The sequence below is a fragment of the Bacillus sp. B.PNR1 genome (genome assembly GCF_030386235.1).
GTDB classification, from domain to species: domain Bacteria; phylum Bacillota; class Bacilli; order Bacillales; family Bacillaceae; genus Bacillus; species Bacillus stercoris.
Genome location: NZ_JANYMN010000001.1, coordinates 1,563,806 through 1,577,929 on the forward strand (window position 1 = coordinate 1,563,806; position 14,124 = coordinate 1,577,929).

General features: G+C 41.1%; 13 protein-coding genes. 6 read left to right on the forward strand and 7 right to left on the reverse strand.

Annotated features, from left to right (window positions below; translation table 11 throughout):
- Positions 1-122: 122 nt before the first annotated feature.
- From NZD81_RS08030 to fadH, 4 genes are all read right to left on the reverse strand, one after another.
- Entirely contained in the window at positions 123-641 is a 519-nt protein-coding gene (locus tag NZD81_RS08030) for a ribonuclease H-like YkuK family protein (RefSeq protein WP_014663792.1), read from the reverse strand.
- A gap of 111 nt (positions 642-752) precedes the next feature.
- Complete coding sequence (locus NZD81_RS08035) at positions 753-992, reverse strand: YkuJ family protein (RefSeq protein WP_003218671.1); 240 nt, start codon at positions 990-992, stop codon at positions 753-755.
- A gap of 648 nt (positions 993-1,640) precedes the next feature.
- Complete coding sequence (locus NZD81_RS08040; protein WP_014663790.1) at positions 1,641-2,864, reverse strand: EAL domain-containing protein; 1,224 nt, start codon at positions 2,862-2,864, stop codon at positions 1,641-1,643.
- Positions 2,865-2,926: 62 nt separating this feature from the next.
- Positions 2,927-3,691: a 2,4-dienoyl-CoA reductase gene (fadH, locus tag NZD81_RS08045; protein WP_014663789.1), complete on the reverse strand. Its 765-nt coding sequence runs from the start codon at positions 3,689-3,691 to the stop codon at positions 2,927-2,929.
- A 143-nt stretch (positions 3,692-3,834) separates the two neighbouring features.
- Between fadH and NZD81_RS08050 the strand changes: the two genes are divergently transcribed.
- The 4 genes from NZD81_RS08050 to NZD81_RS08065 all read left to right on the forward strand — a co-directional run bounded on the left by NZD81_RS08050 (position 3,835) and on the right by NZD81_RS08065 (position 7,204).
- Positions 3,835-4,695 carry a metallophosphoesterase gene (locus NZD81_RS08050; protein ID WP_282374281.1) on the forward strand — a complete coding sequence of 287 codons (861 nt, stop codon included), beginning with the start codon at positions 3,835-3,837 and terminating at the stop codon, positions 4,693-4,695.
- A 57-nt stretch (positions 4,696-4,752) separates the two neighbouring features.
- Entirely contained in the window at positions 4,753-5,247 is a 495-nt protein-coding gene (locus NZD81_RS08055; RefSeq protein WP_282374342.1) for a L,D-transpeptidase family protein, read from the forward strand.
- Positions 5,248-5,322: 75 nt separating this feature from the next.
- Positions 5,323-6,615, forward strand: a complete 1,293-nt coding sequence (locus NZD81_RS08060; protein ID WP_014663786.1) for an MFS transporter — start codon at positions 5,323-5,325, stop codon at positions 6,613-6,615.
- A 124-nt stretch (positions 6,616-6,739) separates the two neighbouring features.
- A complete protein-coding gene (locus NZD81_RS08065; RefSeq protein WP_003232406.1) occupies positions 6,740-7,204 on the forward strand; it encodes a YkyB family protein in 465 nt (154 codons plus the stop codon).
- Positions 7,205-7,247: 43 nt separating this feature from the next.
- On the opposite strand, the gene cheV is transcribed toward NZD81_RS08065, so the two are convergent.
- Positions 7,248-8,159 carry a chemotaxis protein CheV gene (gene cheV, locus NZD81_RS08070; protein WP_071580630.1) on the reverse strand — a complete coding sequence of 304 codons (912 nt, stop codon included), beginning with the start codon at positions 8,157-8,159 and terminating at the stop codon, positions 7,248-7,250.
- A 204-nt stretch (positions 8,160-8,363) separates the two neighbouring features.
- On the opposite strand from cheV, the gene NZD81_RS08075 reads away from it, so the two are divergent.
- Positions 8,364-8,525 (forward strand): hypothetical protein, encoded by a 162-nt coding sequence (locus NZD81_RS08075; protein ID WP_003245246.1) that lies wholly within the window; start codon positions 8,364-8,366, stop codon positions 8,523-8,525.
- A 201-nt stretch (positions 8,526-8,726) separates the two neighbouring features.
- The gene (locus NZD81_RS08080; RefSeq protein WP_282374280.1) at positions 8,727-9,908 is read left to right on the forward strand and encodes an aminotransferase A; all 1,182 of its coding nucleotides are present in this window, start codon (positions 8,727-8,729) and stop codon (positions 9,906-9,908) included.
- A 10-nt stretch (positions 9,909-9,918) separates the two neighbouring features.
- On the opposite strand, the gene kinA is transcribed toward NZD81_RS08080, so the two are convergent.
- Positions 9,919-11,739 (reverse strand): sporulation histidine kinase KinA, encoded by a 1,821-nt coding sequence (gene kinA, locus NZD81_RS08085; protein ID WP_014663782.1) that lies wholly within the window; start codon positions 11,737-11,739, stop codon positions 9,919-9,921.
- 163 nt (positions 11,740-11,902) lie between these two features.
- A complete protein-coding gene (locus tag NZD81_RS08090) occupies positions 11,903-14,023 on the reverse strand; it encodes a peptidoglycan D,D-transpeptidase FtsI family protein (protein WP_282374279.1) in 2,121 nt (706 codons plus the stop codon).
- Positions 14,024-14,124: the final 101 nt, after the last annotated feature.

The window sequence follows — 14,124 nt, forward strand, 5'->3', positions numbered from 1 at the left end:
GTTTTATACTGAATACCTCTGAAAGCAAGACAACTTACTTTCAGCTCTACCGCTAGAATAAGTAATCAGAAAACAAACGTCAACCGCATAATTCGACATTCCCCTTGGCATTTCAGCCAGAATTATTTTGTGAAACGATTTGCATAGCTGAATGCAGTGTATGAATCCGGCTTTATTTTGGCCTCAATCCCCATGGAAGTGATACGTCCTGTCATTTCTTGGATCAGATCTTTTGTAAGCCCTTTTTTCCCAATATCCAAGTGGACTTCAAAGGTAAGATCCGCCCCCTCACCGGCAAAGGGCAGGAGCAGATCGGTAATATCCATTAAGTGTCCATCAAGAATATGAGCGGCCGTTTCTTGGCTGTAGGCCGTTTCTAACGAAATCTTTTCCCGAAGGCTATGTATGGGTCTGTTGACTGTATGATTTTTCAAGCAGCCCCAAGCTCCCTTGCCTGTACGATGCAAATGCAATGCGGTAATAAACTTTGTGTAATCACGGTAAACCTGTGAATCGGTTCCGATCGATAACACATAAGAAGAACGGGGATCCTTTTGAACAAAGGATTTAAGCCGTTCCATCACATCTTGAAAGGTCATCTGTGCTTCTGAAAGATTATAAAACAGAAAAGAATCAGCCATCACGACACTCCTTTTCAAGGATTTACAACCATGAAACAAGTATGTTCCTTACATGTTTATTTCGATTACTTTTGCAAAGGCGGAAGCTTCCTTCCTCCTATTTCAGGAATCTTACTGAAGAAGTTCAAAAATTTCGATTGAAACCATGTCGATATTATCAAACGGATATGTGTTAGGTTTTTCACCTTTTTGGAAAACCGTCAGTTCAAACGTTTGATTTTTTTCGAAATATTTAACACTGCATATTTTCTCACCATTCACTTCGAAATAACGCTGCATTGGCTCGTTAGCCGCTTCCGCTGTTTCTTGCAGACTTTGCAGCCGTGTGATGATACCCATTAATTGTGACATTCTAAAAAAAGACTCCTTTCAAAAAGCAACTTCAAATCAACAAGTATTTATTATAATACAAGTTCTATTGAGCATCATACCATAAAGTCGGACAGGATGGCATTTTCACTGTCGAATTTAAGTAAAGAAAAAAAACGAAAAAAACGATTTTTCTTTAGTTTGAGGCTTTTTTTGAATGTCATGCACACAATTAAGATTTTTTTCGAATTCTTGCAGCATAACAATACCTTTTTGCAACTTTGTCAAAACCTTCTTTTTGATGTGCAGGTGAAATTCCACGCGGCCATACCTCTTGGCAGTCAGATAGAAGTGATAAAACAATTTGAATGAAATACGTAATCGTTCCAAAGAGAATTTTCCGCCTAACCTGGTGCAGCAGTGTCAGAAGTATTCGGCACTGAATGTTCCTTTCTGTGTTAACCGTTTACCACTAGTTAGGTTTATTGTTTCAGTGGATTGTCCTATGCTTTGACAAATAAAAAAACTTGGCGGGGGTAGCGCCAAGTTTTTTCGGATCTTGATCTGATAGAGGGGTTGGGGAACAGAGAGTAGCTTCTCTCTATAATTAAATGATAATGATTCTCAGTATCAATGTCAATCGTTTTTTGATATTTTTTTCAATTCATAAAAAAAACGGCCTTTCAGCCGTTAAATCAGTCCGTCCTGCTCATATAAATAAGAATATGGCAAGTCTATAAATAAATACATTTGATCATCCATCGGATATGAAAACGTTCTAATCATTTCACCTGTTTCCAAATCACTATACAGATCACTGAAAAAACCTTTTCTGAGATTTCTCATTCGCATAATGTTCTCCAAAAAATAAGGACGCCAGCTCCAGTTTTTCTCCGCATATTCCGGCTGATAAATCCATTCTCCATCTTGCTTAAACACATTTCCCGTCAGCTGATCGCCTTCCCCATCACACATGTAAATTCTAAAGCTGCAATCTGTCAGCTCTTCCGCCAGTTTTTTAATAAAATCATCATCAGAAGACAAATTGTTTTTTCTCAAAGAGGTCACAGCTTGATGCACTCGTTTGTAAAACTGTTCGGAATGCTCATAGACGGTTTCCAGCTTCTTTTTCTCATGTGTGATAAATTGGTGAAATTCAGTTTTAAGTCTATGTTTCAATACATCTCTCTCTAGAAACGTTTCAGATGGAGACACCAAGTAATAGCCCTGAAAGTAGCGGCCTCCGTTTCTCCAGGCGTACTGAAGCTGGAAGTTCGCCTCAATGTCTTCATACAGCAGCGCCGCACCGATTTTTCTTGCTAATAAAGAGATGCTGTACAGCACATGCTCATATGACGGTGATGGCTGTGATACTTTCAGCGCCTGCAAATCGATTTTTAACAGATCTGGTGAGAGCAGTGCGATTCTGTCCAAGTTGCTGCTTTCTTTTCCGATATTGTCAACTGCGATTTTGATTCCGTATGTACGATAGTATGCAAGCATATGGTAGAGCTGCTCAATATCCCCTTCAAAATTGTGCTCTGTAATTTCTAGCACAAAACGGTGGAGTTCGATTCCCTTTGCTTCATATTCTTTCAGAAGCTCCAGAAAACTTTCACCATGATCCAGCATCAGCAGATTGGCATCCTGATTCATAAAAATCAGCAGATCAGAATCGGCCTCTAAAAAGCGGTCAAGAGCCTGGCGGATAATTCTGTTATCAACCTCTAATTTATATTCTTCGGGTATCCCCGCGTCTAAAAAGAAGGGCCCGAGACTTTGGATTTCTGAATCTGCCAAAATTCGTCCAAGCACCTCATACCCGACGATTTTCTGCTCCTCGGCACTGAAAATCGCCTGGTAATATGGGAGGACATCATCAATGTTCGTTAAAATATCAAGTGGATCCAACATGTTATCACCTGCTTCTCTATCTTTGTCTGATTATACCACATTGAATCCAAAGATTAATATTCTTAAAACGGATAAGGATTCAGCCATTGCCCCCCGTCCATTGTGATACAATCCCCGTTTATATAGGATGCTTCATCTGAAAGCAAAAATGCTGCCAGAGCGGCGATTTCTTCCGGTGTCCCCAGTCGGCCGAGCGGCACACTGTTTATAGTGCGGGCCTTTGCTTTTTCCGATTCAAATAGTTTCTCAGCACCGCCTGTTCGTTCAATCGGGCCGGGAGCTATCGCGTTTGTGCGGATGCCGTATTGACTCCCCCACTCAACGGCCAGCGTTCTTGTCAGTGACAATACCCCCGCTTTGGCTGCAGCGGAATGAACGACCCCTGCTCCCGCTCCCCAAGCGTACGTGGCTGCCATATTTAAAATGACACCCTGCTGCTTCTGGTCAATCCAATGCCTTGCCGCGGCTTGGCTGCAAAAAAATGTACCGTTTAAAACAATATCAATAACGGCTTTCCACCCATTGGGCGTTAGCTTTTCTGCCGGACAAATAAAATTACCGGCCGCATTGTTAATCAGCGCATCAAGCCGGCCAAAGACTTTTACCGCTTCTGTAATCATGTCTGAAGCGGCGGAATCAGAACGGACATCCATTTGAAAACAGGCGACCTGCCCCTCAAAGGTCTCAATTTCTTTTTTTGTTTCTTCAAGTGCTTCATGGTTCCTGCCTGTCACCATAACGTGCCATCCTAATTCAGCCTGTTTTTTTGCCATCGCTTTTCCCATACCGCTTGACCCGCCGGTAATAATAACCGCTTTTTTTTCCATGTTTCTCCCCTCCTGTTGTGAATGAGTATTCATTCAATATTATTCTATCATTATACCCCTTCCTCTGTCAGTACAAGCTGATATGAGATTTTTATCAGATACAGATGATATAATAGAAAAACTCTATTAAAGGTTGGTTTGAAATGAAAAAGATGTCCAGAAGACAATTTCTCAAAGGAATGTTCGGTGCTCTTGCTGCCGGGGCTTTAACGGCCGGCGGAGGCTATGGGTATGCCAGATATTTAGAGCCGCATATGATTGAGACAACCGAACACACAATAAAAAGCTCTCTCATCCCGCACGGATTTGACGGTTTTAAAATCGTGCAGTTCAGTGATACACACTTGAGTGATTATTTTACACTCGAAGATTTAAAAACAGTCATTCTTACAATTAATGAATCGAAACCTGATCTCATTGTTTTTACAGGTGATATCATCGATAATCCTGATACGTATCAGAACCACCAGGCAGTCATTCCATTGTTGAAAAAGCTTAATGCTCCCTTCGGCAAGCTTTGTATTTACGGCAATCATGATCACGGCGGCTATGGAACTGCTGTTTACAAAAGCCTGATGTCGGCTGGCGGTTTTACGGTATACCGGAATGGCTATCAAACATTATCGCTCGCAGATGGCAGCGAAATCGAGATTGCATCGCTTGATGACTTAATGCTGGGTAACCCAGATTACGAAGGAATCCTTTCAAGGCTGAGTGACAGACTTTTTTCCATTCTTCTCGTCCATGAACCTGATGCAGCCTTGAAAACAACAGATTATCCTGTAAATCTTCAGCTTTCCGGCCATACACACGGCGGCCAGATTCAGCTGCCTTTTTACGGACCGATTATTACGCCTCCATATGGAAAAGTCTACACAGAGGGAATGTATCAAACGGGCAGCACTCATATTTACGTCAACCGCGGCCTCGGGATGACCAGGCTGCCTTTGCGGTTTCTGGCCAAGCCTGAAATCACTGTCTTTACCTTAAAAAGCACAAATTAATGTAGCAGGATAGGCTCCTCATCAATACTTATAAGTAAAAAAAGGAGGATGAGGAAACTGCTTACGTACCAGGTGAAGCAAGGTGATACACTTAACAGCATCGCGGCTGATTTCAGAATCAGCACGGCTGCGTTACTCCAGGTTAATCCGTCACTGCAGGCAGGGCTCACCGCAGGACAGACCATCGTCATCCCCGGACTGCCGGACCCTTATTCAATTCCGTATCATATCGCAGTCTCAATCGGAGCGAAGACCCTAACGCTGTTCCAAAATAATCGGGTAATAAAAACCTATCCTATCGCCGTTGGCAAAATACTTACGCAAACGCCTACTGGCCAGTTTTACATTATTAACCGCCAGCGCAATCCTGGCGGCCCATTTGGGGCTTATTGGCTAAGCCTTTCAAAGCAGCACTACGGAATACACGGAACGAATAATCCCGCTTCGATTGGCAAGGCTGTTTCTAAAGGCTGCATTCGCATGCAAAACAAAGACGTGATCGAACTTGCTTCAATTGTGCCAAACGGAACAAGAGTCTTGATTAACCGGTAATGTTTTCTTATTTGTTTCAAAAACAGGCGGTTTATAATATGATAAAGTGGGACCTTTAGGGTAAGGAGCGTTTTTATGGATATATTTAAAAATCGTAATTTTGTTCATCTATTTTTCGCAGCACTCGCTTCTCAAATGGGCACGACAGTAGGCAACATGGCCTTTGCTTTTTTCTTGCTGGACCGCTTCAGCAGCCAGCCTTCATATACGACCTTGGCGGAGCTGATGTATTCTCTTCCGACCATTTTTGTATTTCTGATCGTCGGAGTCGTCGCGGACCGGTTCGACAGAAAAAAGGTAGCAGAAAACTGTGATTGGATCAGAGCAGGCCTGACTGTCGTTCTTTTTTTCACTTTATTTACCGGCAATATTCCTCTTGTTTTTTGTATTTTATTTGTCAGAAGCGCTGTCACGAAGTTTTTCTTTCCGGCAGAAAACAGTTTGGTACAAGCCATTCTCCCGAAGGAGCATTATGCGAAAGCGGCCGGGCTTAACCAGATGCTTTTTAGCATTTTTATGGTGTTCGGAGTCGGAATTGGCGCTTTTATGTACAAGACAATCGGGATTGAAGGCGCCATTATTCTTGATTTTGTCAGCTTCATCATTTCCGGACTGCTGATCCGCAGCTGCCGGATTCCAAAAGAAGCCCGACAGCCAAACGGTGCATTCAGCTGGAGAAAGACTTCTGTTAAAGATTCAATAAATGACTTTAAAGAAGGCATTCTCTATATTTTAAAAAATAAATTGCTGGCATCTCTTATTTTCGGCTTCTTCATTTTTGGGTTTGTCAATGGAGGATTTGCCGTATTGCCAATGTTTACAATGAAATACGGATTGGCGCCTGACCGCTATGAGTGGCATACGTCTGTATTTACGATCGCACTCGGGTTTGGGCTGCTTGCAGGAAGTGTAATCGGCACGATTATCTCTAAAAAAGTGAAGCCCCACTTTTTAATGTCTATACCGATTTTTATTGCAGGTTTGCTGATCTTCGTCCTTGGCTACACAAATATTTTATGGGTGTATTACGCGGCAGCTTTTGCACTGGGAATGTGCATCGGACCGATCAACATTGCAATCGGAGGATGGATGCCAAAAATAGTCCATCCAAAACTGATGGGACGTGTAAGCGGAATGCAGGACCCTTTTATGATGTTTGCACAGTCTTTGACACTCGGCTTAGTGGCGCTGTTATTCCCTAAGTTCGTTCCAAACATTGATTATCTTTATTACGGCATGGGTGTTATCATCCTGATCGTTTTTATTTTTTATTTTATTGCACTGCCAAAATACAGTGCACAAGCTGTGGAAGTGAATGTTCAGGAAGCATTTCAAGAACAGCCGAAAAAGAAGGCAAGATCTGTATAATGCAGGTTAAAAATGCGATTTTTTCTCAGAAAAAATCGCATTTTTACATTCAATATTTGCATTTCAACTTTAAAAAAGTATAATCTAAACATATAGAAATTGATAAGAGCAAAGGAGAGAAATAATGGACGACCATGCATATACGAAAGATCTGCAGCCAACCGTAGAAAATCTTTCAAAAGCAGTTTACACTGTGAACCGCCATGCAAAAACCGCCCCCAACCCTAAATACCTATATCTGCTGAAAAAACGTGCTTTGCAAAAGCTCGTCAAAGAAGGTAAAGGAAAGAAAATAGGGCTTCATTTTTCAAAAAATCCAAGGTTCAGCCAACAGCAATCGGACGTGCTTATCTCAATCGGAGACTACTATTTTCACATGCCTCCAACTAAAGAAGACTTCGAACATCTTCCGCATTTAGGTACACTTAATCAATCGTACCGAAATCCTAAAGCTCAAATGTCTTTAACAAAAGCAAAACACCTGTTGCAAGAATATGTCGGCATGAAAGAAAAGCCGCTAGTGCCTAATCGCCAGCAGCCAGCTTATCACAAACCTGTCTTTAAAAAGCTTGGTGAGAGTTACTTTTAAAATAAAAACAGCCGTGCCTCTTCCGGGCACCGGCTGTTTTTATTTATTCGATAACATACGTATCCACTTTTTTAATCAAATCACTGATTTCAGGCTTGCTGATTTGCTCATCTGCGCCTACAACTTCGCCGCGGTGGCGTAGATCATCCGTAATTAAAGATGAGAAAATCATAACCGGCACATTTGAGCTTTTCGGATTTTCCTTCAGCAGCTTTGTGAGCCTGTGTCCGTCCATTTTTGGCATTTCAATATCCGTGATGATCATATCAATCTGTTCTGATAAATCAGTTTCGTTTTCAGCAAGGTTCATAATGTAGTCATATGCCTCTTTTCCGTTTTCAAACGAAGCGATATTGTTGTAACCTGCTTCTTTTAATTCATCCTGCAAGAGTCGCATCAAAAGCGGTGAGTCCTCTACAATGATAAGCTTTTTCTCAGTTCTTCTTTCATCGAAGCCCTCGGTATGCATATTGTACGTGTCCACACCTGAATCTGATTCGATGTCATAAATAATTTTTTCATAATCAGGCAAAAAGATCATCAGGTCTTCAAGCTTAATAATTCCGGTAAGGTGCCGCTCCATTCCTTGATTTAACGATGTCGGCTTTTCAATCGCTTCCCATGATACTCTGTGAATTTGAGACACAGAGCCGACATGAAAAACAATTTTCCGTTTATTAAATTCCGTTACGATATATTTCTCATCTTTTGACCCATCAGGCTCTACTCCAAAAAACGAGAAAAGGCTGATCACTGGGAGGATTTCTCCTCTGAGTTTAATCATTCCTTCTACATGCTGATGGGAGTGAGGCACTGATGTCACCTCGACAGGCTGAATAATTTCTCTTACTTTCATGACGTTAATCCCGAAAGCATTTTCACCCACGCCAAACTTCACAATTTCCAATTCATTTGTACCAGAATCCAATAAAATTTCGTATTGTTGTAACGACAATTCAATCCCTCGCTATTCGCATTCAGTATTGTACTGTATATATCGGCGGAATTTGTAAAAAGTGAATGGCGACTCTTCAAAATCGAATTCCAAGAGCAATTAAGCCGCGTTCCTCAAAAAAGAAACTTTTTTCCTAATAACCATTGACTTTCCAACTAACAGTGATAAAATAGTCAAGGATTTTTCCAAAGAAGGGTGTAAATAATGGGTACCTTAGTAATATTTAAAGAAAACGAAATGACTGTTTTAGAAGATATCAGTGAAGAAACTTACCTGAATATGAAGAAAGAATCAGCTGACCTTCAAGAAGAGCATCCCCCGTATCTGATTTGGCACGAAGACCTTCATTTTGATTATGGCTATTAATGAAATTGGCACATATAAACAATAATAGAACATGATACAATAAAGACAATCAAATCGCTGGTTGTCTTCTTTTTTTCTGAAAAGAAAGGTATGTTTAGAAATAAGGCGCATACAATCGAAATATATCAGTTAAAAAGGTGACAAATAATCAGCTAGTGGTAAAATAGGATAAACTCATTATATTTGTTAAGGTGATGAATTATGGAACATTTGCTGAATCCGAAAGCAAGAGAGATTGAAATTTCAGGAATACGCAAATTCTCGAATCTTGTAGCCCAACACGAAGACGTCATTTCGCTTACAATCGGCCAGCCTGATTTTTTCACGCCGCATCATGTGAAAGCTGCCGCAAAAAAAGCCATTGATGAAAACGTGACGTCATATACACCGAATGCCGGCTACCTGGACCTGAGACAAGCTGTGCAGCTTTATATGAAGAAAAAAGCGGATTTCAACTATGATGCTGAATCTGAAATTATCATCACAACAGGTGCAAGCCAAGCCATTGATGCTGCATTCCGGACGATTTTGTCTCCTGGTGATGAAGTGATTATGCCAGGGCCTATTTATCCAGGCTATGAACCTATTATCAATTTATGCGGGGCCAAGCCTGTCATTGTTGATACTACGTCACACGGCTTTAAGCTTACTGCCCGGCTGATTGAAGATGCGCTGACACCTAACACTAAGTGTGTCGTGCTTCCTTATCCGTCAAATCCTACCGGCGTGACTTTATCTGAAGAAGAGCTGAAAAGTATCGCAGCTCTTTTAAAAGGCAGAAATGTCTTCGTATTGTCTGATGAAATATACAGTGAATTAACATATGACAGACCGCATTATTCCATCGCAACCTATTTGCGGGATCAAACGATTGTCATTAACGGGTTATCAAAATCACACAGCATGACCGGTTGGAGAATTGGATTTTTATTCGCACCGAAAGACATTGCAAAGCACATTTTAAAGGTTCATCAATACAATGTGTCATGTGCCTCATCCATTTCTCAAAAAGCCGCGCTTGAAGCTGTCACAAACGGCTTTGATGATGCACTAATTATGAGAGAACAATACAAAAAACGTCTGGATTATGTATATGACCGTCTTGTTTCCATGGGAATTGACGTTGTTAAACCGTCCGGTGCGTTTTATATCTTCCCTTCTATTAAATCCTTTGGAATGACTTCATTTGATTTTAGTATGGCTCTTTTAGAAGACGCTGGCGTGGCACTCGTGCCAGGCAGCTCGTTCTCAACATATGGTGAAGGATATGTAAGGCTGTCTTTTGCATGTTCAATGGACACGCTGAGAGAAGGCTTGGATCGTTTAGAATTATTTGTATTAAAAAAACGGGAATCAATGCAGACGATAAACAACGGCGTTTAAGCCGTTGTTTTTATTTTTTTGGAAATGAAATTTTAAACGCTGTGCCTTTTTCAGGATGGCTGTCCACATGTATGACTCCCTGATGGTTTTCAATGATATTAAATGTCACCATCAATCCAAGCCCCGTACCTTTTTCTTTTGTTGTTAAAAATGGCTCTCCAATCCGGTTTAGCACTTTTTCAGGTATACCTTCCCCTTCGTCTTTGACAGTGACATGAACAGAATGCTCATCCTCGGTGATGATAATGTCTACTGTTCCCCCATCAGGCATTGATTCAACTGCATTTTTGATTAAATTAATGAATACCTGCTTTAATTGGTTTTGATCCCCATTTATATAAATGCTGTCTTTTTCATAGCTGGTTCTAATAAAAATGCCATTTAAATTTGCCTGTGTTTCTAACAGGGCTGAGACCTCACCAATTAATTTTTTCAAGTTCAAATATTCTTTGACAGCATTTTGCTGAGGTTTCGCAAGCATGAGCAGTTCACTGAGTATTAATTCAATGCGGCTGAGTTCAGAAAACACAATATCAAAGTAATGCTCGTTTCCTTCCATTGTCGGCTTCATCAACTGTAAAAATCCTTTGATCGCTGTAAGCGGGTTGCGGATCTCGTGGGCGATTCCCGCCGCTAGCTGGCCTGCGATTGATAATTTTTCCGATTTCAGCATCAATTCTTCTGTTTGCTTTCTCTCTGAGATGTCCCGAAGAATGACTTGGACGGCCGCTTCACCAAAAAAGGTCGTCGGAATGCAGACCATCTCCGTATAGATGACCCTATTCTGAAAGGTGAACCAGGATTGCTTGACAATTTCTGATTCTGTTTTTTGCTCGGCAATGTTTTGGATTCTCTCTTTTACATCCTCGTGATCGCAAGGATGCAGCTGATCGTATATGTTTTTGCCAATTAAATCCTCATAGGTAGCCGCTTCAAACAGGGAAATTCCCGATTCATTCATAAACACCCATTTTCCATTGTGAATCACCGCAATGGTATCAATTGAATTTTGAATCAGCAGCTGATATCGTTCACGGCTTTTTTGCAGGATGGTTTGGAATTTTTTTCTTGAAGAGATATCGATCAGCAGCAGCAGCTCAGCCTGCTGGTTTTTGTAGACGGTCGGGGATGCTTTCACTTCTAAATGAACAGGTGAGCCATCAAGCCTTTTCCACGTCTGTTCAATCATTCCGACTTCCATTCCTTTTTGCATTCGTATAATCCTGTTTTTCACGATATCATGATATTCTTCCTCAATAAATTCATAGGACCATTTGCCAATAATAGCATCCTTGCTTTTTGCTCCCAGCATTGAAAGCATCGCGCTGTTTACATAGACGATCTTACCTTTGACACTGATGCATAGCGGACTCGGGAGATTTTCAACCAACCGTTCATAATCATCCGTTATATATGTAGTCGATTCCGGGCTTGCAGGCTCGATTTCATGTTTTTCGCAGTTTAGAGATTGATGGCCTGTTTCTTCTTCAAGAACTTTCATTTTCAAAATGATTTCCCGATCTGTCCGCTCAGCTCTTGTCGTAACAATTTCTACTGCAGCCTCCACCCACACAATCGTATGATCTTTTTTAATAAAACGAAAGGTGCACGGCATCAGATGATGTTCATTATAAAAATAGCTTTCAACTAAAAATTGGTCTTCCTCATGTAAAAACGTTTTGAGGAATGATCCGATCATCTCTCCTTGGAGATAGCCCAAATGCAGTTTGGAGTTGGCTGATATATAAATGATGCGTCCATTAGAGGCCAAGACTGCATGAATATCGGTTTTCGTTTGAAACGGTTTAACATGCTGCGTATCCTGTTCCACAGAATCCCTCCTTTGCATGATCATCGTGTTTCGACATATACAGATTGACTTTTACCTAGTATGATTCGCTAGAAAATGAGTATTCTCCTTCTATTCTTATGGTGAACGTCAATTTTTGAATAAAAGAAAGGGCACACAATCTTTTCGTTGTGCACCCTGTTTTTTATTTTTTACTGTGTTTTTTTTCGAGCTCTGCGTAGGCGTGGATAGCTCTTTTGGCAATAATTTTATTGATTTTATCATCATCCCTTACTGAGGGAACAACGACACTAAAAGCGACTTTGGGATTTTCCGATGGGTAATAACCAACAAATGTAAGATTGTATGTTTTTTTCCCCCACCAATTGCGATTCGTGCCGTAGTAAAATGTTTCCGCTGTTCCTGTTTTCCCTGATACATCTTCTGTAAACGTATTTTTAGCTGTCCCTGAGGTTGTAACGAGCTTCATTCCGGTCTTTACTTGCTGTATGTCACTTTCTGAGTTGTTAATTTTATTGAGAATGTTTGGCTTTCTTTGTTCGATGGTCTTCCCAAGGCCCTCTTTATTGTTGGGCTCATGGATACTTGTAACAATTCTTGGCTGAACACGGTAGCCCCCATTGGCAATGGAAGAGATGTACTGCGCCATTTGAAGGGGGGTATATGTATCGTATTGTCCAATGGCCAGGTCTAAAATTAACCCCCCCACCGCATCAGGTGTAGTTTGCATGCCGGCTGATTCCTGCGGAAGATCAATACCTGTCTTTACACCCAGGCCAAATTGGCTGTAGTAATTTCTCATCTTGTTTAAATCCTTCTGGTCAGCGGGAAGAGGTCCATGCGGCTTGTATGTAACACCGGCAATATGCATGGCGACATTAAACATGTATACGTTCGAGCTTTTTTGCAAAGCTGTTAATTCATTGATGGTTCCCATGTTCATGTAGGATTTCTTTGGTTTGTTACCGTACCCAGCCAAATAAAGAGGTGTATCCACAAAATATTTATAATGCGGAATTCCGTCCTGATAGCCGGCCAGCACGGTGGCGCCCTTCACTGCTGAGCCCATTTCATATTGGGTGGTAAATGCCCCTATCGCATAATCTTCAATTTTGTTGGTTTTTAAGTCTATCTTTTTCCCTGCCATCGATAAAATATCGCCGTTATTCGGGTCCATCATTACGGCAAAAGCTCTGTCCAGCATGTAATTTCCGCGTGCGCGGCTGTTTCTCACTTCTTCTTCAATGATCTTTTCCATCTTTGCTTGAAGCTCCATGTCAAAGGAAAGCTGAAGATCGTATCCCCTGCTGCCTTTATCAATGGTTTTTTGACTGACGACATTTCCTTTATTGTCTTCTACGTATTCCACTTTTTCTTTATGCGAATTTAAGTAATCTTCATATTGATACTCTAAATAACTTTTTCCCACCCTGTCATTATTCGCATAGCCTCTTGTTAAATAGAAATCTTTCCGGTCGCTCAGCAGGCCCTGATCAGGTGTCGTGACGCCCCCGAAAACGGAATAAAGGGTTTTGTCATAAGGATATTTTCGTGTCCAATCGTTTACAATGTCGATTCCCGGAAGCTCTTCTAAATGCTCAGAAACAATTGAAATTTCATCATATGTTAAGTCATTTTTGGGTCTCTGCGAGGAGTTTTTCTTCTCATCAAGCAGCGCTCCGTTTTTTCCATTGCTATTGCTTTCATTTGGATTCATTGCCTTTACGATTTGAGGTTCGTAGGCATTTCCGCTTGAGAACCTTGTATATATCGCAGCCGTTTCCATTTCTTCGTCATCATGCTGAATAGCCTTCAATTCTTGATCCGGAACACGCTCTAGTTGAAGCTTGTAAGCCTGGGCTCCTTTCAGATTGCTTTCCGATTCCTTAATCAGGGCGGCGGCTTTTTTCGGATGAGCTGCGATCCAGTAATCACGCAAATCCCTTTCCTTCAAAAATTCGGTATCAATATGAATGAAAGAAGCAAGCCTCTTCGCTGTTTTGATCTTATCTTCGGTTTTTGTGCTAGATGTTGATACATACACAATTTCTGGAACGCTCTGGTTGTCGACAGCAACTTTCTGGTTTCTGTCGTACATCTTCCCGCGAGGCGCAGGATAGTAAGCTGTTTTTGCATTTGATTTCTCAGCGTCTTCTTCATGCTGTTCGCCTTCAACAATTTGAACGACCCCGAGCTTAAAAATTAATGCAGTGAATAGAACAAAGACAGCTAGGAAAAAAAGGTTCATTCTGATGGCTCTGTTTCCTTTGCTCTTTTTCTTTGGTTCACGTCCTATTTCAGTCACTTCTGGTTACCCCTCTCAAATCATTCAATATATTTACATATACTGAGATTAATTGTAACACCTTTGTAATAGTTGTTACAGCGAAAAGGAGTAAAAAAAGC

What these genes read in the sequence shown, in the direction of transcription:
- NZD81_RS08030 (WP_014663792.1), bottom strand. Translation starts at nt 641, where the DNA reads ATGGCTGATTCTTTTCTGTTTTATAATCTTTCAGAAGCACAGATGACC.
- NZD81_RS08035 (WP_003218671.1), bottom strand. Translation starts at nt 992, where the DNA reads ATGTCACAATTAATGGGTATCATCACACGGCTGCAAAGTCTGCAAGAA.
- NZD81_RS08040 (WP_014663790.1), bottom strand. Translation starts at nt 2,864, where the DNA reads ATGTTGGATCCACTTGATATTTTAACGAACATTGATGATGTCCTCCCA.
- fadH (WP_014663789.1), bottom strand. Translation starts at nt 3,691, where the DNA reads ATGGAAAAAAAAGCGGTTATTATTACCGGCGGGTCAAGCGGTATGGGA.
- NZD81_RS08050 (WP_282374281.1), top strand. Translation starts at nt 3,835, where the DNA reads ATGAAAAAGATGTCCAGAAGACAATTTCTCAAAGGAATGTTCGGTGCT.
- NZD81_RS08060 (WP_014663786.1), top strand. Translation starts at nt 5,323, where the DNA reads ATGGATATATTTAAAAATCGTAATTTTGTTCATCTATTTTTCGCAGCA.
- NZD81_RS08065 (WP_003232406.1), top strand. Translation starts at nt 6,740, where the DNA reads ATGGACGACCATGCATATACGAAAGATCTGCAGCCAACCGTAGAAAAT.
- NZD81_RS08075 (WP_003245246.1), top strand. Translation starts at nt 8,364, where the DNA reads ATGGGTACCTTAGTAATATTTAAAGAAAACGAAATGACTGTTTTAGAA.
- NZD81_RS08080 (WP_282374280.1), top strand. Translation starts at nt 8,727, where the DNA reads ATGGAACATTTGCTGAATCCGAAAGCAAGAGAGATTGAAATTTCAGGA.